The sequence below is a fragment of the Luteolibacter ambystomatis genome (assembly GCF_018137965.1).
Taxonomy (GTDB): domain Bacteria; phylum Verrucomicrobiota; class Verrucomicrobiia; order Verrucomicrobiales; family Akkermansiaceae; genus Luteolibacter; species Luteolibacter ambystomatis.
In genome coordinates, this window is the sequence record NZ_CP073100.1 from 3,723,369 (window position 1) to 3,746,556 (window position 23,188).

At 62.3% G+C, this 23,188-nt stretch carries 22 protein-coding genes and 1 tRNA gene; 10 read left to right on the forward strand and 13 right to left on the reverse strand.

The window, feature by feature from the left end; genetic code table 11:
• The first annotated feature begins 2 nt into the window (after nt 1-2).
• The 4 genes from KBB96_RS14190 to KBB96_RS14205 all read left to right on the forward strand — a co-directional run bounded on the left by KBB96_RS14190 (nt 3) and on the right by KBB96_RS14205 (nt 4,257).
• Nucleotides 3-1,940, forward strand: coding sequence for a heavy metal translocating P-type ATPase (locus KBB96_RS14190; RefSeq protein WP_211630102.1), 1,938 nt, complete (start codon nt 3-5; stop codon nt 1,938-1,940).
• Entirely contained in the window at nt 1,930-2,529 is a 600-nt protein-coding gene (locus tag KBB96_RS14195; RefSeq protein WP_211630103.1) for a hypothetical protein, read from the forward strand. Before KBB96_RS14190 ends, KBB96_RS14195 begins: the two co-directional genes overlap by 11 nt.
• 19 nt (nt 2,530-2,548) lie before the next feature.
• The gene (locus KBB96_RS14200; RefSeq protein ID WP_211630104.1) at nt 2,549-3,475 is read left to right on the forward strand and encodes a hypothetical protein; all 927 of its coding nucleotides are present in this window, start codon (nt 2,549-2,551) and stop codon (nt 3,473-3,475) included.
• An 89-nt stretch (nt 3,476-3,564) separates the two neighbouring features.
• Nucleotides 3,565-4,257, forward strand: a complete 693-nt coding sequence (locus KBB96_RS14205) for an alpha/beta hydrolase (RefSeq protein ID WP_211630105.1) — start codon at nt 3,565-3,567, stop codon at nt 4,255-4,257.
• A gap of 143 nt (nt 4,258-4,400) precedes the next feature.
• On the opposite strand, the gene KBB96_RS14210 is transcribed toward KBB96_RS14205, so the two are convergent.
• Together KBB96_RS14210 and KBB96_RS14215 are read right to left on the reverse strand one after the other, a co-directional pair.
• Complete coding sequence (locus tag KBB96_RS14210) at nt 4,401-5,417, reverse strand: thioredoxin family protein (protein WP_211630106.1); 1,017 nt, start codon at nt 5,415-5,417, stop codon at nt 4,401-4,403.
• 71 nt (nt 5,418-5,488) lie between these two features.
• Nucleotides 5,489-6,760 carry a valine--pyruvate transaminase gene (locus KBB96_RS14215; protein WP_211630107.1) on the reverse strand — a complete coding sequence of 424 codons (1,272 nt, stop codon included), beginning with the start codon at nt 6,758-6,760 and terminating at the stop codon, nt 5,489-5,491.
• 76 nt (nt 6,761-6,836) lie between these two features.
• On the opposite strand from KBB96_RS14215, the gene KBB96_RS14220 reads away from it, so the two are divergent.
• Complete coding sequence (locus tag KBB96_RS14220) at nt 6,837-7,328, forward strand: redoxin domain-containing protein (RefSeq protein ID WP_211630108.1); 492 nt, start codon at nt 6,837-6,839, stop codon at nt 7,326-7,328.
• A 64-nt stretch (nt 7,329-7,392) separates the two neighbouring features.
• Here the strand turns inward: KBB96_RS14220 and KBB96_RS14225 are convergent, their stop codons facing one another.
• Nucleotides 7,393-8,040: an SH3 domain-containing protein gene (locus KBB96_RS14225; protein ID WP_211630109.1), complete on the reverse strand. Its 648-nt coding sequence runs from the start codon at nt 8,038-8,040 to the stop codon at nt 7,393-7,395.
• 35 nt (nt 8,041-8,075) lie between these two features.
• On the reverse strand, nt 8,076-9,017 hold the full coding sequence (locus KBB96_RS14230; protein ID WP_211630110.1) for an SDR family oxidoreductase: 942 nt from the start codon (nt 9,015-9,017) through the stop codon (nt 8,076-8,078).
• 1 nt (nt 9,018) lies between these two features.
• On the opposite strand from KBB96_RS14230, the gene rfbB reads away from it, so the two are divergent.
• The gene (rfbB, locus tag KBB96_RS14235) at nt 9,019-9,978 is read left to right on the forward strand and encodes a dTDP-glucose 4,6-dehydratase (RefSeq protein ID WP_211630111.1); all 960 of its coding nucleotides are present in this window, start codon (nt 9,019-9,021) and stop codon (nt 9,976-9,978) included.
• Between the two features lie 66 nt (nt 9,979-10,044).
• Here the strand turns inward: rfbB and KBB96_RS14240 are convergent, their stop codons facing one another.
• The 4 genes from KBB96_RS14240 to KBB96_RS14255 all read right to left on the reverse strand — a co-directional run bounded on the left by KBB96_RS14240 (nt 10,045) and on the right by KBB96_RS14255 (nt 12,893).
• On the reverse strand, nt 10,045-11,574 hold the full coding sequence (locus KBB96_RS14240) for an RtcB family protein (protein ID WP_211630112.1): 1,530 nt from the start codon (nt 11,572-11,574) through the stop codon (nt 10,045-10,047).
• Nucleotides 11,575-11,582: 8 nt separating this feature from the next.
• Complete coding sequence (locus tag KBB96_RS14245) at nt 11,583-12,149, reverse strand: GNAT family N-acetyltransferase (protein ID WP_211630113.1); 567 nt, start codon at nt 12,147-12,149, stop codon at nt 11,583-11,585.
• 12 nt (nt 12,150-12,161) lie between these two features.
• Nucleotides 12,162-12,782 carry an HNH endonuclease gene (locus KBB96_RS14250; RefSeq protein WP_211630114.1) on the reverse strand — a complete coding sequence of 207 codons (621 nt, stop codon included), beginning with the start codon at nt 12,780-12,782 and terminating at the stop codon, nt 12,162-12,164.
• Between the two features lie 36 nt (nt 12,783-12,818).
• Nucleotides 12,819-12,893 (reverse strand) — tRNA-His (locus KBB96_RS14255).
• 938 nt (nt 12,894-13,831) lie between these two features.
• Between KBB96_RS14255 and cls the strand changes: the two genes are divergently transcribed.
• On the forward strand, nt 13,832-15,274 hold the full coding sequence (gene cls, locus KBB96_RS14260) for a cardiolipin synthase (protein WP_211630115.1): 1,443 nt from the start codon (nt 13,832-13,834) through the stop codon (nt 15,272-15,274).
• Between the two features lie 221 nt (nt 15,275-15,495).
• Nucleotides 15,496-15,729, forward strand: a complete 234-nt coding sequence (locus KBB96_RS14265; RefSeq protein ID WP_211630116.1) for a hypothetical protein — start codon at nt 15,496-15,498, stop codon at nt 15,727-15,729.
• Between the two features lie 55 nt (nt 15,730-15,784).
• Here KBB96_RS14265 and KBB96_RS14270 read toward each other — a convergent pair whose 3' ends face one another.
• Nucleotides 15,785-16,225 carry a DUF5069 domain-containing protein gene (locus KBB96_RS14270; RefSeq protein WP_211630117.1) on the reverse strand — a complete coding sequence of 147 codons (441 nt, stop codon included), beginning with the start codon at nt 16,223-16,225 and terminating at the stop codon, nt 15,785-15,787.
• Nucleotides 16,226-16,438: 213 nt separating this feature from the next.
• Here KBB96_RS14270 and KBB96_RS14275 point away from each other — a divergent pair, with 213 nt between their 5' ends.
• Nucleotides 16,439-16,933, forward strand: coding sequence for a TetR/AcrR family transcriptional regulator (locus KBB96_RS14275; RefSeq protein ID WP_211630118.1), 495 nt, complete (start codon nt 16,439-16,441; stop codon nt 16,931-16,933).
• Nucleotides 16,934-17,092: 159 nt separating this feature from the next.
• Here the strand turns inward: KBB96_RS14275 and KBB96_RS14280 are convergent, their stop codons facing one another.
• Nucleotides 17,093-17,659: a DNA-3-methyladenine glycosylase I gene (locus KBB96_RS14280; RefSeq protein ID WP_211630119.1), complete on the reverse strand. Its 567-nt coding sequence runs from the start codon at nt 17,657-17,659 to the stop codon at nt 17,093-17,095.
• Nucleotides 17,660-17,800: 141 nt separating this feature from the next.
• On the opposite strand from KBB96_RS14280, the gene KBB96_RS14285 reads away from it, so the two are divergent.
• Entirely contained in the window at nt 17,801-18,256 is a 456-nt protein-coding gene (locus KBB96_RS14285; protein ID WP_211630120.1) for a hypothetical protein, read from the forward strand.
• Nucleotides 18,257-18,268: 12 nt separating this feature from the next.
• Here KBB96_RS14285 and KBB96_RS14290 read toward each other — a convergent pair whose 3' ends face one another.
• From KBB96_RS14290 to KBB96_RS14300, 3 genes are all read right to left on the reverse strand, one after another.
• Entirely contained in the window at nt 18,269-18,928 is a 660-nt protein-coding gene (locus KBB96_RS14290) for a response regulator (protein ID WP_211630121.1), read from the reverse strand.
• Nucleotides 18,929-19,000: 72 nt separating this feature from the next.
• Complete coding sequence (locus tag KBB96_RS14295; RefSeq protein WP_211630122.1) at nt 19,001-21,685, reverse strand: sensor histidine kinase; 2,685 nt, start codon at nt 21,683-21,685, stop codon at nt 19,001-19,003.
• A 7-nt stretch (nt 21,686-21,692) separates the two neighbouring features.
• Nucleotides 21,693-23,141, reverse strand: coding sequence for a hypothetical protein (locus KBB96_RS14300; protein WP_211630123.1), 1,449 nt, complete (start codon nt 23,139-23,141; stop codon nt 21,693-21,695).
• Nucleotides 23,142-23,188: the final 47 nt, after the last annotated feature.

Sequence of the window (23,188 nt, forward strand, 5' to 3'; positions counted from 1 at the left end):
TCATGTCTTCCGCTGACATTTCCGACGACAATCCCCACGCGCTGGATCGCGAGACCCGCGCACGGCTGCGCCTGCTCTTTGCCGCCAGCGCGTTGATGCTGGCCTCGATGGTGATCGGCTGGCTGCGCCCGCAGGAAGAAGGCGTGCGTGGTGCGCTCGCCTTGGCAGGCACCTGCCTCGTCGCGGTGCCGATCCTGCGTGGCGTGATCACCGCCATCCGTGCCACCGGTTTCGCCGCAACCCAGTTCTACATGGATCAATACGTGGTGCTGGCCTTGGCCGCGTGCGTGGCCACCGGCAAGTATCTCACCGGCGGACTGGTCGCGATCGTGCTGCTGTTCGGCCAGATGTTGGAAGAACGTACCACACTGGGCGTCGAGCTGGCGCTCTCGAAACTGCGCGTGCTGAACCGGTTGCGCGCTTTCCTGATCCGCAATGGCCGCGAGGAGGAAACCGACGCCTCCACGCTGGTGGCGGGCGATGAAGTACGCGTCCGTCCCGGCGAATCGATCCCCGCCGATGCGGTGGTGCTGGAAGGCCATGCGATGGTGGACCAGAGTCGGATCACCGGAGAATCGATGCCGGTCGAGGTGGGTCCGGGTTCGGAAATTTTCGCCGGCACATCGAACCTCAACGGCACTTTGCTCGCACGCGTGAAGGGTGCCGGCGGAGAGACGGTGATGGGCCGGGTGCAAAGCATCATTGAGGAAGCAAAGGAATCCGAGGCTCCGATCATCAGCCTCGCCGAAGACTACGCCCGCTACTACACGCCTCTCATTCTACTCATCGCGGCGAGCGTGTTCTTCTTCAGCCGCGATATCGAACGCGCCATCGCGGTGATGGTGGTGAGCATCCCCTGCGCCTTCGTGCTGGCCAGCCCTTCCGCGATGGTGTCCGCCATCGCCGCAGCCTCGCGCATGGGCCTGCTGGTGAAGAGCGTGCGCCACCTCGAATCCGCCCGCATGGTGGACACCATCGTCTTCGACAAGACCGGCACGCTGACCCAAGGGAAACTCGAACTCGAAGACACGCTGGTTCACGATTCCTCGCTGGATGCAGCCATGGTCCTGCGTCTCGCGGCTTCCATCGAAAGCCACTCGAATCATCCAGTCGCAAAGGCTTTGGCTCAAGCCATCCCCGCTGAAGAGCAGGCCGCCGTCGAAGCCTTCACCGAGCACCCCGGCCTCGGCCTGGAAGGTGAAATCGAAGGCCGGAAAATCCGCATCGGCCGTGCTTCATGGCTCGCCGCCAGCGGCATCGGCATCTCTCCGGAAGCCTCCGGCCATTCACGCCACAGCCTTGTGCTGATGGCAGTGAATGGGCGCCATGCCGCCACGTTCCTTCTTGCCGACCGCATCCGCCCCGAGGCTGGCATCACTCTCGACCGCCTGCGCTCGCTCGGCATCGACCGCTTCATCATCCTCAGCGGCGACCGCGAGGAGGTCGTCAGCCACATCGCCGCGCGCACCGGCATCACCACTTGGCAGTCCGGCTGCCTGCCGGAAGACAAGCTCGCCTACATCCGCAGGCTGCGAGCGGACGGACAACGCGTGATGGTTGTTGGAGACGGCCTCAACGATGCGCCCGCTCTCGCCGAAGGCGACGTTGGCGTGGCCATGGGAGCGCTGGGCAATGACGTAACGATCCACACCTCGGACGTGGCCCTGATGTCGAACGACCTGCGCCGTCTGCCGGATCTGCTGCTGCTTTCCGCACGCACCGTGGGAGTCATCAACCAGAACCTGTTGTGCGGTTTCCTATTCATCGTGATGGCGATCACCCTGTCATCGCTGGGTTACGTCAATCCGATCGCCGCGGCCTTCTTCCATGAATTCAGCGCGTTCTTCGTGATCTTCAACAGCGCCCGCCTGCTGCGCTTCGATGGCATGGAAGACGAAGCCGCTTCCGAACCGGAGAGCCTGCCCGCCCATGCGACGTGAGACTGGCATCGCCGCTGTATGTGCGTGCGGAGCGGCAGTCTGTCTGCTCTGGCCATGGCTGGAACAAGGCCGTGGAATATCGCCCTCGCCCGTCACCGCCGCAAGTCCCGCGAGACCGAAACGCGAGCGGGAGAATTTCTGGCAGGACGCCCGGATTCCTGAACCGGGCCACTTCCGCGAACCTTCCGCCCTCGCCTCGACTGCGGGTGCCGCTACGGGGATCGATCACCGGACCCGGATCGGAGAACTGCTTGAAAAGGGTGACTCCAATGGCGTGACGATCGAACTGGTGGACTGGTTTTCCACCGATCCCGCAGGTGCCCGCGATTGGCTGGAAACCCGGGAATCCCTGGGCTTCTGCCAACCCGCCCTGAAGATGGTGGCGGTGTCCTTCGCCACCCGCGGCGATTGCGATCTGGCCTTGGAATGGACCGAGTTGCTGGAATCTCCGGCTGAACGTGACGATGCCGTCGCACGGATCTACTCGACGGGCTTCGTCTCCGGCCGTTTCTCCTCCGAGGATCTCGCCGCAGCTCCGCTCACGGACGAGCACCGCCGCGCCATTCTCGAAGGCAAGGCCAACGATTGACCGACTCCCCCTCTCCGCCATGAAGGAACCCAGCCGGGGCAAACAACTCGAGGACATCATCGCCGGATTCCGCGGCACCCGCATCCGCAGATCCCGGCGTGTGGCCCCTTCTCGCGAGGTGAAGCGGGTCGATCCATTCGTTCGCAAGGTGCGTCTCATCGCCACCGGAGCGATTGCGCTCATCGTGCTCTGCATCGCGTCTTTCATGATCCTGAGGCAGGCGAAAACCGAAAGCGGCACGCAGGTTTTCACGCCTCCTGTCGCCGTGGGTAAAGCTGCGGAAGTCACCACCCAAAAATGGTCGCAGGACCATAGCGCCGGCACCGCCGCTTCGGATTGCCTCAAGACCGTGATGGCCTTGGATGATTCGACACTCACCCATCTGCGTCCGCTCGATGGCATCAAGGATCGGCTCCGCGAACACCGCCAGGAATTGGAAGAACTCGCCGCCAAGCCGTGGTCGGTGGGCCCGTTCCGCGTGGTGCAGGACAGCTACCTGATGCTGCCGGTGGAGTTCAAGGGAATGGGCATGCGCGTGGCTTGGTTCGAGCGCACGGCAAAGGGAGAATGGTTGCTCGATCTGGATTCGTTTCTCGGCATCAGCGATGTGCCGATTCCCTCCCTGGCATTGAGCAAGGAAGAAGGTCCCTTCCTGCTGCGCGGCTACTCACGACCAGGAGGCAACATCCGGCCGGACACGCTGGAACTCCGCGCACCTGTGGGTGAAGGAAAAGTCCGCCTGAGATTCGACGGCGATGCTGACGGCAACCTCGACCTCATCACCGCGGTGCGATCCACCGAGTGTCCGGTGATGCTGATGGTGAGCCGCCTGAAAACACCTCTCGATGGATGCGCGTGGAAAGTGGACCGCGTGCTCGGCAAGGAGTGGTTCCTGCCTGTGGATCGGCGTCTGAAGCTGGAGAATTCGCAGGCGTTCACGCGCTAGGTGTGCCATCGCCTGAAAATGCGCCAAGATGTCCGTTGAGGTCCGCTCTTCCAGAAACTACTCTTGGCAGACCTAATGGAATCAACGTCATGTCACACCAACTGACAATCATTCTGGTTCATGGATTCTGGGGCGGTGCCGCCCACTGGGGAAAAGTGATCCCCGAACTCTCCCGCAAGGGATACGCGAACATCCACGCCGTGGAGAATCCGCTGACTTCACTGGCGGATGATGTCGAGCGCACCCGCAAGATGATCGCGGCGCAGAAGGGGCCGGTCCTTCTGGTCGGACATTCCTACGGCGGCGCGGTGATCACCGAAGTCGGCAATCATGCGAACGTGGTGGGTCTCGTCTATATCGCCGCATTTGCACCGGATGCGGGCGAGAGCCCAGGCAGCATCAGCGCGACCAATCCACCGGCGGGAGCTGCGAATCTGCTCGCCGACGACGACGGCTACCTCTGGATCAAGGCCGACAAGTTCCACGAAAGCTTCTGCCAGGATCTGACTCCCGAGGAAGGCCTTGTGATGGGAGTCACCCAGAAGGCTCCGCTGGCCGGCACCTTCTCGGACAAGATCACGGCACCGGCATGGAAACACAAGCCATCCTGGTACCAGATCTCAAGCGAAGACCGGATGATTGCTCCAGAAAACCAGCAATTCATGTCCGGACGGCTCAATGCCAAAAAAATCATTACGCTCCGCGCCAGCCACGCATCACTGGCTTCCATGCCGGTGGAGGTCGCGGCATTGATCGACGAGGCTGCGGCCACGACTTCCTGACAAAGACCGACGGATGCAGCCCGCTCGATTTCCTCGAAGCTCAAGCCGAAGATCATTCCGAAAATCGTCAGTGGCCGAAAAGCAAAACCACCGTCCCGGACTCCGGGACGGTGGTTTCAAAAATCAGCGGATGATGGAGCGGCTTACTTCTTCTCCGGCTCACCTTTCTTGTCCGCACCGGCCTTCTGGTCGGGCTCGGGCTCTTCGCCACCGTCCTCCTCCTCGGCTGCGTTCGGGTTGGCCTTCATCTCCTGGATGCGGGCCTTGAAGCCATCGAGGTTCTTGCCGAGCTCGCTTTCCGGGGCGACAGCCTTGGCGTCTTCCACCGCCTTGATCGCCTCATCGTACTTCTTGATGTGGGCGTAGATCATCGCCTTGGTGGCCATGATCTCCTGCTTGGTTTCCCCATCGAAGCCACCGTCCTTGATGGTCTTGTCGACAAAGGCGAGCGCACCCTCGTGATCCTGCTTCTCGGCGAAAGCATTGAGGTCTTCCTCGAATTTCGCGAGCTTGGCCTTGGATTCGATCTGCTTGGTGAAGCCGGTTTCATCCTTCGGGTCGGCGGCCTTGATGTCCTTCACCACGTCACCGTAGAAATTGGTGACGGTGGCATCCTCGAGATCCATCTCCTTGAGAGCTTCGACGAGCTTCTTGGCCTTCTCCACGCCCTCGGCCTTGCCAGCGGCGGCGAGTGCCTCATCGCGCTTGGCCTTCTTACCGCGCAGGGTATCGAGGCTGGCCACATACTTCTCCGGGCCACCTTCTTCATAGCCGGTCTTGGCGAACGGCTTGCCGGTGGAATCGCAGAGGACGATGGACGGGAAGCCCTCGATGCCAAACTGCTTCTGAAGACCTTCGTTCTGCTTTTTGACGGTGTCGGACAGCTTGGATTCGTCCTGCGGGAAATCGATTTCGACGAGCACGAACTTGTCCTTCACACCGGTTTTGAAGGCGTCCTTCGAAAAGACTTCGTCGTTGAGCTTGATGCACCAGCCGCACCAGTCGGAACCGGTAAAGTCGAGCAGCAGGTCCTTTTTCTCCTCCGTGGCCTTCTTCTTGGCGGCCTCGAAGTCACTGGTCCAGCCCTCGCCCCCGGCGAACGCGGAACCGATGCAATGAAACGCCACAATGGCGGCGCAGGTGGTGATGTTGAATTTCATGAGCGTTGGCTGATGTGCTGGCACCGTGGATGCAGCGGTGCCCGGAGTCTAGGGGATTCTGTCCGGGCGGATCAGGAACCGGACAGGCAGGCGCGGATTTCTTCCGCGATGATTTTCAAGCCGTCACGGACGACGGCCTCGTCCATGGCGAAGCTGACGCGGATGCACTCGTCGCGGTGGCGCCAGGTCGGATCGTCATGACCGAAGAAGAAATAGTGGCCGGGCACGACCAACACCTCGCGGCGCTTCAGTCGTTCGTAGAGTTCCTTCGAGGTGATCGGCAGACCCGGGAACCAGAACCATAGGAACAATGCCCCCTCGCTGCGATGCACACGCCATGGAAAGGCATCGCCGAAGATCTCCTCCGCCGCCTTCACGGCAAGGCGGGACTTTTCCTGGTAGAACGGGCGGACGATGTCGTTCGACAGTTCCAGGATCTTTCCGGACTCCACCAGCGGCAGCACGATCTGCTGGCCGATGTTGGTATTGGCCAAGCCAACGATGGCACTCATGGAACCGAGCGCGCTGATGATCTCCGGCGGCCCGATGACGATACCGGTGCGGGTCGCGGGCAGGCCGATCTTCGAGAGGCTGAAGGTCAGGATCACGTGCTCGTCCCAGAATGGCTTGGCGTCCGCGAAGAAGATATTCGGAAACGGCGCTCCGTAGGCATTGTCAATGATCAGCGGAATGCCGTGATCCTTCGCGATACCGGAAAGGCGGGCGACCTCGGCATCCGTCAGCACATTGCCGGTAGGATTGGTCGGACGGGAGAAACAGATCGCGGCCACGTCGTCGCCGACCTCCAGATGATCGAAATCCACGCCGTACTTGAACTCATGCGGTCCGGTCTCGGTGATCACCGGAGGCACGGCGCGGAACAGTTCCTCAGTCGCCGATTGGTTCGCATAGCCGATGTATTCCGGCACCACCGGCAGCAGGATTTTTTTGCGGCGGCCGTCCGGCATCGCCCCGGCCAGCAGGTTGAAGAGGAAAAAGAACGCGGTCTGGCCACCTGCGGTGACCGCCACGTTTTCCGGGCCGATGTTCCAACCGAAGGACTCGCGGAACAGCTTGGCGATGGCCTCCAGGAAATGTGGATTGCCGCGCGGGGAATCGTAGCGGGTGAGCGAACGCTCCAGTCCGCCCTCCTCGGCCATCAGTTGCTCCAGGCGCTCGCGCCAGACGGCATTGATCTCCGGGATGCGGGCGGGCTGGCCACCACCGAGCATCTTGATGTTCGGGCCACCCTTGGCGAGGGCGTGGCCGAGATCGTCCATGAGTTCCTCGATGCCGCTGCCCGTGCCCAAATGTTGGCCGATGGTGGAGAATTCAAATGCCATGATGAAATGCCGTTGGTTGACCGGAAGAAAGCCGCTTCTATAGTCGGCCCCCGTTCCGAACAACCTCAATACCACCATGGCACTCCAAGTCGGCGACAAAGCCCCGGATTTCACCCTCGTGACGAAAACGGCCAACGGCCCAGCCCTCGTCAAACTGGCCGACCAGATCGGCAAATCGAACATCCTCCTGCTGTTCGTACCGATGGCCTTCACCGGCGGTTGCACCACCGAGCTGTGCGGCATCACCAACGCGCTGGACGAATACTCCGCGCTGGACGCCACGGTGTACGGCATCTCCGGTGACAATCCCTTCGCCCAGGAAGCCTGGGCTCAGAAGGAAGGCATCCACCTCACCCTGCTCAGCGACTACGAGCACGCCGTCGCCAAGGCCTATGGCGTCGCCTATGAGCAGTTCCTGCCGGAAGCGAACCTGATCATGGGCGGCGTGGCCAAGCGCTCGGCCTTCGTGATCGACAAGGAAGGCGTCATCCGCCACGTCGAAGTCCTGGATCACCCGAAGGACCAACCCGATTTCGAAGCGGTGAAAGCCGCTCTCAAGGCGCTTTGATCCGCTCCTTTCCCAAAAATCAAAAAGCCGCGGGAAACCGCGGCTTTTTTCGTTTGGGACGGGCTCAGTTGCCCGCCGGTTTTTCCGGGGCCTCCGCAGGGGGCTTGGTTTCTCCAGCCGGTTTGGACTCGGCCGCAGGCGTGCCTTCGGAGGGTGGCTTGACGTCGGTCGGTGCAGGCACTGGCACCTCGTTCGGAGCGGCCGCTGGATCAATGACCGTCGGCACGGCACCACTCGGAGGCGCTTCGCCCGGCGGAATGACAGGCAGGCTTTGGTCCACCGGCTTCAGCGGGCCGAGCGGCGGATACACCTGCACCTCGCCGGGAGCACCGGGCAGACCGGCTGCCGGAGCAGCCGGGTCGCTCACCAGCACCGAGGCCACGTAACCGACCTCACCGGAATCCAGCTCGACTTTGAGATATGCGCCATCGCTCGCCACAACCTTCATGCGGGTGCCGAGCTTCAGCAGTTTGTCGGCATCCGCTTCGCCACGGGGGCGTTGCTTGAAGAAGGCCGTGTTATCGGTCACCGCCGTCACGAACTGGCCGGGTGAAAACGAACCGCCGCCGGACATGCCGGGATCACTCTTCTTGATCGAACCCGGAGCGGTCAGCGGATCGAAATCGCCACCGCTGGAAAGCGGCCGGTTCAGGGTTGCACAGGAGACCACGGAGAAGGCCGCGGCGACCGGCAAGAGCAGTCGGTAATTCATTTGCGCCATCAAATTGACACGGCCCCGGAATAGGGTCAACGGCATTCACGGACGTATTCCCGCAGTGCATCTTGCCACGCCCGTGTCGGTCTATCTAGCAGAGCGGCGAGTTTGTTAGTGGCCATCGCCGTATGCCGCGGGCGGGGCGCGCGAAAGGCCGCAACGGAGTCGAGCATGGTGGCTTCGATGACTGGCTTGGAGGACAGGCGACCTTGCCGGACCAGTTCGTCCACGATCACTTCCGCCATATCATGCCAGCTCGCGGGCTCGCCGGATTGGCAGGCGTGGATCACCCCCTCTGTCCGATTCTTCACCAGGTCCCCCACCCATTCCGAAAGATCCCGTGTGAATGTCGGCAGGGACCATTTGTCCCCGATGGCGGAGACGGGTCGCCCTTCCAAAGCGGCCCTCATGATGGAGTCGGTGAAGGACGGCTTCTCCGGACCGAAAACCCAGGAAACCCGGACCACGCAAGCGCCCGGATGAACGAGCACCGCCAGCTCTCCCTCTCGTTTCGTCCTGCCATAGACGGACAGAGGACGCGGTTCGTCCTCCTCGGTGCGCAAGCCCGGTTCTTCTCCGGAAAACACATAGTCGGTGCTGAAGTGAATGAAATGCACGCCCCGGTGCTGCGCCCACTCGACCAGTTCGCCGGGCGCTTCGGCATTCAGCCGGTGGGCGAGTACGGGATCATCCTCGCTGGCTTCCAATCCGGTGAGTCCCGCCGGGTTCAGAAAAACGTCGCAGTCCAGCCCCTCCAGTGCCGCTGCCATCCGTGCGGGATCAGCCAGGTCGAATTCGCGGCGTGGCAGACCGATCACCTCATGGTCCTGCTGGAAATAGCGCGCCAATGCCGCACCTACGCGCCCGGTTGTTCCTGTCACCGCCACTTTCACGACCGGAAGCCAAGCCGTTCCCGCGTGACCGTGCCAGCCAGCACTTGCCGAACCGGCGGCTTTTCCACGATAGTCGTCCACCGTGCCACGTGATCTCACCCGACCGCTCGTGACCGGCGGTGCCGGCTTCATCGGCTCCGCCCTCGTCCGGCTGCTGCTCGCCAGACCGGAGGTGGAACGCGTGGTGGTGCTCGACAAGCTCACCTACGCCGGGTCAATGGAGCGCCTTCCGGAAAACGGTCGCCATCCGCGCATCACCTTCATCCGCGACGACGTGGCGGACCGGGAAACATTGGTCCACCTGCTCGATTTCCATGGCATCACCGGCGTGCTTCATCTCGCTGCCGAGTCGCACGTGGACCGCTCGATCGAGCGTCCGGACGATTTCATCACCACCAACATCCTGGGCACCGCCTGCCTGCTGGATGTATGCCGTCATGCGGGCATTCCGCTGCTCCATTGCTCGACGGACGAGGTCTATGGCTCGATCACCGCCGGCTTGTTCACCGAAGAATCCCCGCTGAAGCCCTCGTCACCCTACTCGGCCTCGAAAACCTCCGCCGACCTCCTCTGCCTCGCTGCGGCCACCACCTACGGCCAGGACGTGGTGATCACCCGCGGCACCAACAACTACGGCCCGCGCCAGCACCCGGAAAAACTCATCCCGCGCATGATCCAATGCGCGCTACGGGACGAACCATTGCCGGTCTATGGCAGTGGCCTGCAGGTCCGCGACTGGATGCACGCGGACGACCACGGCAGCGGCATCATCGCGGCCTACCTCAAGGGCACGCCCGCAAATGCCTACAATCTCGGTGCCCGTTGCGAACGTGCGAATCTCGATCTGGTGCGGATGATCCTCGCGATCCTCGGAAAACCGGAATCATTGATCCGCCATGTCACCGACCGCCCGGGGCACGACCTGCGTTACGCGGTCGATCCTTCCAAGGCGGAGCGGGAACTTGGCTGGATGCCGCGCGCGGTCTTCGAACGGGACTTCACCGCCACCGTTCATCAGCTCGCGCGGGAACTCAAGGGGTAGGGACATTCCTGCCCCTACCCCTTTCAGAAACCAAGAAGCAAGGAGTGTCCTTGCTCCCTGTGGCCCTCAGATCTCGTCGTGCAGGTTCTGCTTCACGCGGCGCCGCTCGGCGCGGTGGCCGATCTGCCGGATCTGCTTGGGAGTGAGCTCCTCATCCTTGTCATGGCGGGACAACGAGGCCCCGGCCATGATGCAGCCGAGCGGTCGGATTTCCCCGATGACTTCGGCGAGGCCGAATTCCCGGATCTGTTCCTTCACCTGGCGGGCGTTCTTGTAGGCGACCGGTGTCTCGCTGAGGTCCGGCTTGCCGGTGAACCAACGGACGTCGATGCCTTCCGTACTGCGGCGGATGACCTCGGCACGGTGTTCGTGGCCCGGGTATTTCCGCTTCAGCGCGGTTCGGGACAGATTCCGACCGGCCCCGTGGGGCGCGAACGAAAGGTGGTCCGCATTGTCCCCGCCAAGCACGATGAGGATTGGTTCCGCCATGTTGAGCGGAATCAATCCCGGCAACGACCGGCCGGATTCGTCCTTCCACGCGGGCGTAGCCCCCTTGCCATGCAGGTAGGTTCCGCCGCGTTTCCAGACGAAGTTGTGTTCGTTTCCAAATGCCGCGATTTCCAGCGCGCCGATCCGTTCAAGGAACCGGCGATGGATCGCGGCATGGTTGGCGCGGGTCCAGCGGGCGACGTATTGCAGCGCCTCCCAGTAGTCCCGGCCTTCCGGCGAGTCCGCGTCCAGCCATGCTCCAGGCGAGGGAATGTGGTTGGCCACGCGGGCGATGTGTTTCAGAGCAGCGATCTGGCCGCGCTTGTAAACGTGAGCTCCGAGGCCCCGGGAACCGTGATGGGTGACGAGCACCCGGCAGGTCCCCTGCCCTTCGAGGCGGTCCGCGAGTTCGTGGTGGCCGGCCTTTCGGAAAGCCTCCGCCGTTCCGGCGTCCACATCGATCTCGCCGAGGTAGGCGAAGTGGTTGCCATCGCCCTGGTCCGCCATGTGGACGCGGGCGCGGTCGCGCAGGCCGGTGAGGAAGGGATTGTCCCACACCTCCTCGTCATGCACGGGATCTTCCACCAGCGTATCGAGGTGCCGGTGGCCCAGCCCGAAGCGGGTGCAGCGGGTGAGCGCGTCCAGCTCCGCCGCCACAGTACTACGCGGATGGTAGAATGTGGCGAACATCGAGCAGCAGATGTCCGAGGAATGCGCGGCGGGAATGATGGCATTCTCCACCGCGATCACGCCGCCGACGGGGATGACCGCCTTGGCCTTCCCCGCCGGACAGGCATCCGGCATCACCGCGCCGCGGGAGATGACGGGGACCTTGAGCAGGTCCCGCATCTGCCGCCGCACGGCCTCCACGTTCTCGTATTCCTCGCGGTTGCTGTAGCCGATCGCCTCGGAAAAAGGCGCCGGTTTCTCACGCATCACCGCCTTCACGGGCGGCGGGGCGCAATCGCGCTTCAACAGCTTGAGGAGATACTTCGGGTCATGGATGCCGCGGGCTTCGAGCTCCGCGGCTTTTTCGAGCAGTTTCTGGATCATCGGGCCGGGCTCGTAGCCGGCGGCGATGAGGTCGTTTTCAGTGATTGGTTTCATTCAGGAGCTCAGGCCACCCGCAGGTAGGGCCTGAAGTTTCCGGCCGGGATCGAGTAGTCGGTCACATCGAGCAGGCGGCCCTGGCGGGCGGCTCCGTGGTGGAGCACGCCCTCACAGCGCATGCCGAGCTTTTCCATCACCCGCCCCGAGGCCGGGTTGTTGAGAAGATGGCGTCCCTGGATGCTTTCCAGCTCCAGGTCCTCGAATCCGAAACGGAGCACCTCGCGACCGGCCTCGGTGGCGTAACCGTGGTTCCAGTACGGAACCCCGATCCAGTAGCCGATCTCGGCACGCGGGCCCTGGGCGAAGAGCCGCAACGAGATCGCCCCGATCAATTCGCCGCTGTCACGCAGGATGACAGCGAAGGGGGCGAGCTTGCGGTTCCGCCACAGCATCGGGTGCGAGGCGATCCAGATCTCCGCCATCCGGTCCGGATAGGGGTGTGGGATCTGGCTCGTCATTTCCGCCACGCGGCGGTCACCCGCGAGCTGCTGCACGCGCCGTCCGTCCGCGATCGCGAAGGGGCGAAGCACGAGGCGCTCCGTTTCAAGGGTGGGGATGTGAAGGTGGTTCATGGGAGTGAATTTCTACGATTGAAGGGTTGGACGGCGGTTCCCGCCGCGGGATTCGAGGAAGTGGTCCCAGTCCTCGATCTGGTGGTGGTTCCGGATCCGCATGGGAGCGGGAACCGCCCGCGGCTTCCGCGGGATGCGGAGGAGCTGGAGCCCGGCCTCCTCCGGGGTGCGGTTGCCCTTGCGCTGGTTCACCCGGCGGTCGGACAGCACACAATTATGCCAATCGTTCTCCCCACCGCGGGAGCGCGGCAGGACGTGGTCGATGCTGGCCTCGGCCGGAGCGAGGGACCGGCCGGTGTACTGGCAACGTCCCTGATCCCGCTCCCACAGGCCTGTGAGTCCGAAGGACAAACGAACCATGGGCACGCGGTCGTAGCGGGCGAGGACGATGACGGTGGGCACGCGGACGGGTCCGCGTGTGGTCCCGATCGCGGTCTGGCCTTCCGCCGGGGCCAAGCCGCGCCATTCCTCCCACTCCAGCGCCTGCATGTCGTGCGGCCCCTCGATCAACAGGCCGCGCGCGCTGCCAGCCGCCAAGTGGCCGAAGGCCTCCGCGGGCGTGATGGCATCGATGGCCTGCCAGTGCCGGTTGAGCACCAGCACCGTGGTCTGATGGAGCAGGTTCGCGTTCATGGGTGGGAAAAGCCGCTGTGGGAATGGAAGGGAAAGTGGGGTGATCTACCGGAATCGAACCGGTGCTTCCGCGATCACAACGCGGGGTGCTGACCGTTACACCAAGGTCACCATTGGGAGATTCAGGTTTGTTTTATCATGTCATCCGGACATAGCTCCGCCCGATGGATATATATCTGTCATTCATCATGCCTGAGACATGACAACTGGATCACAGGAGGGACTCCGGAGACGGATCCGCCCCGGCGGGCGGAAATGGGAAAAGCGGTTGGGAGAAAGTCGGCGGGCGGGTGCCCGGGTGGATGGATGGAGTGGGATTCGTGTGGGAAAGGTTTCGAGGTAGATCGCCAAAACGAAAAACCCCGCTTCCAGATGGGAAGCAGGGTAGCGGCAAATCCTTGATTCTGCGGCTGTCAGGCTCGTCCGAGCCCATCTCTGCTTCCCTTCGGTCGATGACCGGCGGCGGCAAACATTCCAAAGGTGGAATGGGAGCGTTTGCTCCAAATCGCGTTACCCGCCTGCCAGACTGCGACCGCACCAACCTCGAGCGCGAGGCATGGTTTCAGTCCGGTGCTGGTGGATTGGTATCGCATGGCGCTGCTTTCGGGAACGCTTTTCAGATATAATGACACGCCCAACGCGTCAACGGATTTTTCGAATTATTTTATCTCCGTCTCTGGTTATGCATGGAGTGGGCGTGCTTTACCGACCTCGGAGAGGTCGAAGATCATAGCCGGAGCGTCGCGAAGCGACCTCCGGACAGACAGCCGCCCTGAACCCTTCTTCGACCCCGAAGCGGGTCGCACATGGTGGGCAGTCCGGTTGGCGTTTTCCTGCCAAGAAGCGGTCATAGCCTCCCGGCCTTTCGGCGCCCCGCTGACGCATGGGCACGGATTTCAAATGGCATCGCCATCCGGAGGTCGCTTCGCGACGCTCCGGCTATGGTCCGTGACCTCTCCGAGGTCAAAAGAGAGGCCCTGCCGAAATGAGGGCTAGAGGCGAAACCACGTACGCTTTTGCCGTCCGGCCGGGATCTGCTAGAGTGCCGCATGGTGGTCGCCGAATGGTTCGTGGATTGGAAAACGTCACTGGCGATCACAGGGGTGGTTTTCCTCGAAATCCTCGGCCTGCTGCATGTGATCCACGCGCTGATGCACGTCCGCACGGCCCAGGGTACCATCGCGTGGATCGTCTGCCTGATCACCTTTCCCTACGTGGCGATCCCGATCTATTGGATCGCCGGACGCAACCGCTTCGAGGGCTACGTGCGCGCGCGCCGCGGCGAAGACGCCGATCTCTACAAGCTGGCGGAGGACATGCACAAGCGCCTGCGGACCTACGAACTTCCCGCGGAGGATGGGTTTGCCCGCGGGGCGGAAATCCTCGGCGGGCTGCCCTTCACGCGCGGCAACCGGTTGCACCTGCTGATCAATGGCGACGAGACCTTCGAGGCGCTTTTCGAATCCATCGCGAAGGCCGAGCGCTACCTGCTGGTGAATTTCTTCATCGTGAAGAACGACCGCATCGGCACGCGCTTCAAGGACGCACTCATCGAACGCGCGAAGGCCGGAGTGAGGGTCTATTTCCTCTTCGACGAAATGGGCTCCCACAAGCTCTCGCGCCGCTACCTCTGCGACCTGCGCGCGGCGGGTGTGGAGTGCCACTACTTCGGCACCAACCGCCACTGGTGGTCGCGCTTCCAGATCAATTTCCGCAACCACCGCAAGATCGTGGTCGTGGATGGAAAGGAGGCCTTTCTCGGCGGCCTCAACGTCGGCGATGAATACCTGGGCCGTGACAAGCACTTCGGCGCCTGGCGGGACACCCACCTCAAGATCGCCGGCCCCACGGTGCAGGCGATCCAGCTCGTCTTTCTGGAGGATTGGTACTGGGCTTGCAGTAAAATGCCGGAGCTCTACTGGGACCCAGACCCCGATGCCGGCACGGCCCAGGCGGCGGTGATCCCCACCGGTCCAGCCGATCCGGCGGATTCCTGGCAACTGGTTGTCGCCGAAGCCGCGAATACCGCACGGGTGCGGTTGTGGATCGCCTCACCCTATTTCGTGCCGGACGGCGGCGTGCTCACCGCCCTGCAGGCCGCTGCGATCCGCGGTGTGGATGTCCGCATCCTGATCCCGGAAAAGCCCGACCATCTGCTGGTGTGGCTGTCCTCCTTTTCCTTCCTCGAAAGCACCCTGCCCTACGGGGTGAAAATCCACCGCTACCAGAAGGGCTTCCTGCACCAGAAAGTGATGCTTATCGACGACCGGCTGGCCTGCGTGGGCACGGCCAATCTCGACAACCGCTCGTTCCGGCTGAACTTCGAGATCAGCGCGCTGTCACCCGATCCGACGTTCGTCGCCGAGGTAAGGGCGATGTTGGAAAAGGACTTCGAGGGAACCCGCGAGGCGAGGGTGAGCGATTTCACCAAGCGCTCGTTCTGGTTCCGTGCCGCGTGCCGTGCGGCGCGGTTGTTCGCGCCGGTGCAGTAGTCTTTCTGCGTTCGTAGTTCCTCCTTCAGGAGGGTGTCTGAAATGTCATTGCCGCACTCGGCCGCCAGACCTGCAGGCTCCGCCATGAGGATTGCGAACGAGTCTTGCGGCCGCGAAAGCCAAATGGCATCACCCCACCCTCCTGGAGGAGGAACTACGAACGAAGAGCGGTTCGAATCCACGCTCTTGTTTGGAGAGCCGGGACCGGTCTTTGCTCCACCATGAGCGAGACGATCCGCCTGTGCCCGAAGTGCAGCGATGTCATGCAAATTGGCTTCATCCCCGATTTTAGCTACGGAGCCGCCGCCCTCGAAACTAAATGGTTTTACGGCGAAGTGACGAAGGGCTTTTTCGGGGGCGTGAAAGCCTCTCCCATGGGAGGCATCCCCGTGCATGCTTGGCGCTGTGCAGGCTGCGGTTTCCTTGAATTCTTCGCAGTCCCGAAACCGGCGTAAGACGACCGTGGCCACGCTGTTGCGCCAACGCGGCCACGAACGTCTTTCAAATCCATCAAGCCGCCGCGTAGCTCAGCTTGTCGTCGGTATCGAGGTAATCGAAGAGCGTGCTCTGAGCCGGATCGATCCCGACCTCGGCGCAGACGCCGACAAACCAATCCTTCTTCTCCGGATTGTCATAGGGACGGAAGGCTTCGATGCCATCGGACCAGCCCTTCACCTCTTCGGCGGACCTGGCCTGGCCATTGGCCTCGATCCAGGCGGTGATCTCCTGATCGCTGGCACCGGATTCGAGGAGCTTCTTCACTTCGTCCGGATTCACGCCCTTGAAGTCGAAGAGCATCATGTCGAGCGGACAGGCGAAGTGGTATTCGCCGACGGTGCCGGCGATGGAGGCTCGGCCCTTGTCGATGGCGCGGGCGAGGATCACGTAGCCGCCGAGGCGGGTGCGCGGGCTGCGTGGGGCTTCCTTGGTAAGGTCTTTGGCTGCACTCATGGTCGTTTTTCGTTGGTTAGAATGGAACTCTGACTGTCGTGGCGATCGGCGCGACCGCCACCGAGAGATCAGCGACACATGTCGTCTTGTCAACAAGTGTCGTTAAATTTCGCTCGGATTTTTTCAGGGGCGGGCTAGTTTCCGCTCATGATCAGCCCTGCCGAACAGGATCCCCGCGTGAAGCGGACCCGGCAGATGCTGTACGCAGCCTTCATGGAACTCCTTGCTGAGAAGGGATTTGAGGCGATCACGGTGGCGGACATCACCAAGCGCTCCACCCTTCATCGAGCGACCTTCTACGGCCACTTCACCGACAAGTTCGCCCTGCTGGAGGCGAAGATCGGCGACGATTTCCAGGAGATGCTGGATTCCCGCCTGGCCAACGCCAGCAACTGCCAGGAAGGCATCCGCCAGCTCATCCTCGCGGTGTGCGATTTCTTCGCACGGGTGTCGGCGGGCTGCCAGAAGCACCAGCGCCAGTTCGATCCGATCATGGAAACGCGGATCAAGGCGATGGTCCGGGATTTCCTGCTCAAGGGTCCGCTGCGCGAGCAGGGCGCGAACGCGGACACCCAGCTCCGCGCCACCATGGCGAGCTGGGCGATCTGCGGTGCCGCGCGCGAATGGACGCGGGAGCCCCAAGGCACCACTGAAGATCTTGCGAAGGCGATGCTGCCCCGCGTGGTCTTCACGCTGCATGGGGAGTAGGAGTTGAGGCTTTGGCCGAAGAGGGTCTTCAGAGGGAGGCGGAGTTTCTGGAGATTTTTAGCCGCAAGAAGGCGCAAAAATCGCAAAAGGGAGAGAAGCCGTGAGACGCATCCCGCTCACCAGCCTCCGCCTCCCGAGAGACCCTCCTCGGCTAAAGCCTCAACTCCTTTTCCGGCAGAGACAGTTGGCGGCGTGATCGTTCACCATCCCCACCGCCTGCATGAAGGCATACATGGTGGTCGAGCCAACGAAATTGAATCCGGCTTTCCGCAGCGCCTTGCTCAAGGCATCCGACTCCAGCGAGGTGGTGTTTGGATTTTCCTGTGAGCGCGTCTTGTGGTCCTGTGGCTTCCCACCAACAAAACTCCACAGCCACTTCACGACATCGCCTTCTTTCTCCCGCAAGGCGATCCATGCACGTGCGTTCTGGCGGAAGCCTTCAATCTTGCCGCGATGGCGGATGATGCCGGGATCGAGCAACAGTTTCTCCAGCGCGGCATCGGTCATCTTCGCGACCTTCGCGATGTCGAACTGGTGGAACACCTTGCGGTAGTGCTCGCGCTTCTGGAGCACCGTCCACCATGAGAGTCCGGCCTGCGCGCCTTCCAGGCAGATCATTTCGAAAAGCGTGCGTTCATCGTGGCAGGGCACTCCCCACTCGGTGTCGTGGTATTCGACATAGAGCGGCTTGTCCAAGGGCACCCACAAACAACGCTTCGGTTCCATGAACGGAAGCATGCCGATCAAGCGGATTCCAGCAACCGGTATTCCCGACGTTCTGGATTCCTCTTCCGACAAGAGACGCGTTTTGCTCTCATGGGATTCGTGACAGAGGCCTTCCGTTTCCGAATCCCAACCCTCTGCTGCGTGGCTCTCGCTATATTCGCATTCGGCTGCACTCCGGCACCCGAGGTTCTGCCGGTAAAAACCCGCTTGGAAAACGCAGGCATCTCCGGCTGTGAACGTGTGGTCGCATACGCGATCAATCTGGACGAAAAATACCCGAATCCGAACCACGGCATTCTCATGGACGGACGGCTCAACCCCAGTCGATCCCCTGTCACCGGAGTGACTTTGTCCGCACAACAAACGGCTCGTCTGCTGGATGCGACGATCGACTTCAAACATCACGGCCCCGAGGCGATGTGCTTCGAACCCCGTCACGGGCTTGTGTTTTACCGGGCGGATGGAGGCATCGCAGCGCACTGCACCATCTGTTTCCATTGCAGAGGGCTCCGCTCAACCGGCGGTCGTTTCTCCGATGCTCCTGACTACGACTCTCTCGAGCGACTGGTTCAGGAACTCGGGCTGCCTTTGAAATAGCCCGCGCCAAGCTCATGCCTCCAGCAACCGGTATCCAATCCCCGGTTCATTGCGGATGACCAGCTTGTCGCCGAGTTTCTTGCGGAGGTGGTTGGTGTAAACGCGCAGGTAGTGTGATTGGCCGTCGCCCTGCGGGCCCCATACTTCACGGAGGATCTGGCGCTGGGTGACGATCTTTCCCGCATGCCGGGCGAGCACGCGGAGGAATGCGAACTCGGTGGGTGTGAGCTTCATCGGCTCACCTGAAAGCTCCGCTTCATGTCGATCCTGATGCAACACCAGCGGGCCCACGACAATCTCCGGCGATTCGGTGGATTGGCGGCGGCGCTGGATCACGGTGAGGCGCGCGAGCAGTTCCGCGGTACCGAAGGGCTTGGTGACGTAGTCGTCGGCACCGTGTTCGAGCGCGGCAACCTTGGTATCCTCCTGATCGCGGACGGACAGGATCAACACCGGCACATCACTCCAGCCGCGCAGCTCTTTCAAGACCTCAAGCCCATCCATATCCGGCAGGCCGAGATCGAGCAGCACCACATCCGGCCGGACAAAGACCGCCTCCTGCAAACCGAGTCTTCCGTTCTCCGCTTCCTTCACCGCATAGCCGCGCGATTCCAAGGCCAGGCGCAGCAAACGGCGGATCTGGATTTCATCATCGATGATGAGAGCGGTCATGCGAAAAGCGGGCGAAGAGGAACCACGGATTGATTTCCAAGAGACACAGTCATGAATCCGTCCGATCCCTGGTCAATCCTGCCGCGCCGCTATTTCAGAAACAAGCATAGGAAGATCCTTGCTCCGTGGGTCCATGAATTCGGCTGTCATCGCGATCTCGAAGACCGCGCCGCCGGACGGATGATTCCACGCCGTGATGTCGCCGCCAAGCGCGCGGATGAAGCCCCGCGCGATCGAGAGCCCGAGGCCCGTGCCTCCCGCCGGTGATCCGGGCGCGCGATAGAATTTCCCGAATACCCTCGATTCCTCACCGACCGGCAAACCCTTGCCATGATCCCTCACGGCCAAGTGAAATTTCCCTTCGGCATGACGTGCAGAGATCTCGATGATCGTCCCTACCGGGGTATAGACTGCGGCGTTGTGGAGGATGTTCGCCAAGGCCTGCACCACCAGCGCGTGATCGGTCTTCACGAAGGGAAACTCCTCCGGCAGATGCAGCTCCACGGGATGCGTCCTCAGGATGTCGCCGACCGCAAAGGTCGCTTCATCCACGATCTCGGTCACGTCCGTCCATTCGAGCTGGGGTTCCACGATCTGGGACTCGAGGCGGGTCATTTGCAGCAGACCGTCGACCAGCCGCTGGAGACGCCTGGTGGCGGTATCAATCTCCGAAACATACGGATCGCTCGCAGGACCACCCATGCCATCGACGGCGGCGCGGATCACGGCGAGCGGCGTCTTCAACTCGTGCGAGACGCTATCGAGCAAAGTACGGCGCAGGCGTTCCGATTTCTCGATCAGTTCGGCTTGGTTCACCGCTTGGATGAAGTGCTCCTTTTCCAGAACCAGCGCGAGCTGAAGCGCGAAGGCCTCGATGGCTTGCCGCCGCACGAAATCAAGTCCCCCACCCTCGGTCCGGACACCCAGCACCCCCATGGTGGAGGTCGCCGTCTGGAGCGGGAACCACGTGGCCTGCGATTGCGGCAGCGTATCGGTGAAGCGGCCGGCGGTCTGCTTGTTGCCATAAGCCCACGCCGCCACACCGAACTCCTGCTCCTCCGGAATGAAGGTGCTCGCCGGATGAACCTCCGATGGCAGCGTGTGGTCCAGGCGGCGCACGACCAGCGCCGTGTCCGCATCAAGCACGGAATCGATGATGCGCAGCGCCTCGGCAAGTCCCTTGCCGGTTTCCGGAGCGAGGGCCGCACTCTGGGTCACCCGCAGCAGCGCGTCCGTCTCCATCTGCCGCCTCCGCTCCGCCACCTCGCGTTTCCTGAGACGTGCGGTGAGATGCCCCATCGCGAGAGCCACGACGAAGAACAATACCAGCATCACCACGTCCTCGGGCTTCTGGATCTGGAGCGTGAACCGCGGCGGAATGAAAAAGTAGTTCCATGCCAGCGCGCACAGCGTGGCCATCATCAACACCGCGCCACGCGAGAACTTCAGCGCCGCGAGCACGATGCCGAAGAGGAAGACCATCGCGGGCATGGTATAGCCGCCGATCGAGCGCAGCCCCCAGCAAATCGCGGTGAGAACCGCCGTGCCCAGAAACACCTTGCCGTATTCGACAGCGGCATGGGTGGGCACCGGCTTGACCTTTTCCTGTGAAGTGGCGGGCGGACGACCGATCAAGGGCCGCACCACGCAGACATCGATATCACCGCTGCCCGCAATGAGCTGGTCGGCAAGCGATGACTTCCATCGTGACCGCTTGTCCGGCTTTCCAACGATGATCTGGGAGACATTGCGCTCGCGCGCCACCTGGAGAAGCGTCTCCGCCACATCATGACCGGTGGCATGCACGACTTCGCCGCCGAGCTTTCTCGCAAGACCGAGACCACGGGCCAGCAGATCCTGTTGCTGGGGAGTCAGCGGTTGCGTGCGCTCCACCCACACCGCCAGCCATGGGCAACCGAGACGTCCGGAAGCCCGGCGCGTCCAGCGGATCAGGCTTTCCGAATAAGGCGTGGGGCCGACACCGACCAGCAGCCGGGCATTGGTCTTCCACGGACTGTTTACCCGGCGGGCACGGCGGATGTCCTCCAGATCGCGGTCCACCCGTTCCGCAGTGAAACGCAGCGCCAGCTCGCGCAGGGCGGTGAGATTGCCCTCGCGGAAAAATCCATCGGCGGCGGCCTGGGCGCGCTCGCCAAGATACACCTTCCCCTCCGCGAGGCGCTGCATCAGCTTCTCCACGCTGAGGTCCACGAGCTGGATCTCATGCGCGCGATCGAGCATGGAATCCGGCACCGTCTCCATCACCGCCACACCGGTGATCTGGCGGACGATGTCCACCTGGCTCTCGATGTGCTGGACGTTGACGGTGGTGCAGACATCGATGCCCGCGTCCAACAGCTCGATGACATCCTGGTAGCGCTTGCGATGGCGGGTTCCCGGCGCGTTGGTATGCGCCAGTTCATCCACCAACAGCAGGTCCGGACGGCGTGCCAGCGCGGTATCGAGATCGAACTCCTCCAACACATGGCCGCCGTGGGAGAGCTTCCTGCGAGGCAGCACTTCCATCCCCTCGAGAAGGGCTTCCGTTTCCACCCGGCCGTGGGTTTCCACCACGCCGACGAGCACGTTCAGCCCCTCCTTCTTCCGCTGCCGGGCGGCGAGCAGCATGGCGTAGGTCTTCCCCACGCCAGGGCACATGCCGAGAAAAAGAAACAAGCGGCCACGCTTGCCCTGGTTTTCCTCGCGCTGGACCTGCGCGAGCAGGGCATCCGGATCGGGTCGTGGCTCGTCCTTCATTCTTCTTTCACAAGTGGGCGCCGATGACGGCAGGAGTGCGGGCCTTGCGGTTCTTCACCCGCAGTTGCGGCAGCTGCCGTTTGTCTTTTTCGTAATAACAGATTTCCACAAGGGTTGGCCAGAGTTCAAGCGAGGCGTGGATCTGGCTGATGACATCGTCCACGATACGGCTGACGTTCTGTTGGAAAAAGTCCGGCTCGAATCCGTAGAACACCTTGGCGAGGTTCTCGGCGAAAACGAGCAGCGAGTTGCGGCGCTCGCCGTCCGGGGTCCCCTCCGCGGTCTGGAGCACCTGCTGGTGCACGGCCCGGATCTTGCCAAGAATCTCCTCCGAATCCTCCAGGGTCACCTCGCCATTGTAGCGGAAGCGGATGCCGAGGTCGTGGCGTTCGTAAACGCTGTCCTTGATCTTGCGCTTGAGCAGGCTGCACAGCTCCTCGTTGAAGACCTCCATCGCCAGCGGATTGCGCATGTAGTTGTTCTTGGTGTGCCGCTGGACCGCATCGACATGGGCGGCCGCGATCCCGGGCTGCATCACCCACAGGCGGTAGATGTAGTCCTCAAAACGCAGCCGCGTCGGGAAGAACGGCGGGAGCCCCAGGCGGTTGTCGTAACCGGCCACCCCGCAGTCGATCCGCCAGTTCTTCTTGGTCACCACGGGGCGGAAATTCGAGAGCACGTAGACATCGTTCAGGGCGTCGATGTCCACCTGGTCCGGATTGCCGAGGAACATGTGGACGTAGTCGAGCGCATCGATGTCGTTGGTGCCGGTGCGGTAGGTCTGGGCGATCTTGACCACGCAGTCCTTCGGCAGCTTCCCGTCCTCCAGGAGCAGGGAGTTGTCCCGCACGAACGAGGTGGAGGTGTTCGTCTCCAGATCCATCGCCGTGTCGATGAGCATTCCGCCCTTCTCGTAGTGCGGCGGCATCTGCGAAACCCTCTTGCCGAGCACGTCCTTGAAGGCGGAGAGAATGTCGAAGGACTTGCAGATGTAGCCGCCTTCGTTCACGCGGCACAGTTTCCCGCGGCAGACCTCGTGATCGCGCAGCGTCTCGGGCGCGGTCTCGAAGAACGCATCCGGCCGCATGTCGTCGTCCGCGCTGACGAGAAAGCTGCCGAGGGTGTACATCAGCGTGAAATTACGATTCCCGCCGTAGCTGGGGCGGAAGAGGTTCCGCACCAGCGATTCCAGCTTCTTGTCCCGGAGCTTGCGGTTGAGGAACTGGATGAACCGTTCCTTTTCGTGGGGGCCCACGTAGATCAACTCGTTGTGGGTCCGGGTCTTTTCCAACTCGTGGAAATACTTCTGGTGGTTGGCGATGCTGGAATCATCGAAAACCATGATCGGGGCCGAATGCCCGTTTCTCCAGAAGTGTTCGTCGTAGATTTCGACGGTCTCGGAGACATCCCGCAACCGGTAGGTGGGGATCGCAAAAAGGGTGTTAGAGGTATTCATGAGGGTGCAGGCCCGGATGGGCCGGCAAATGGGCCTTTTCCAAGGAC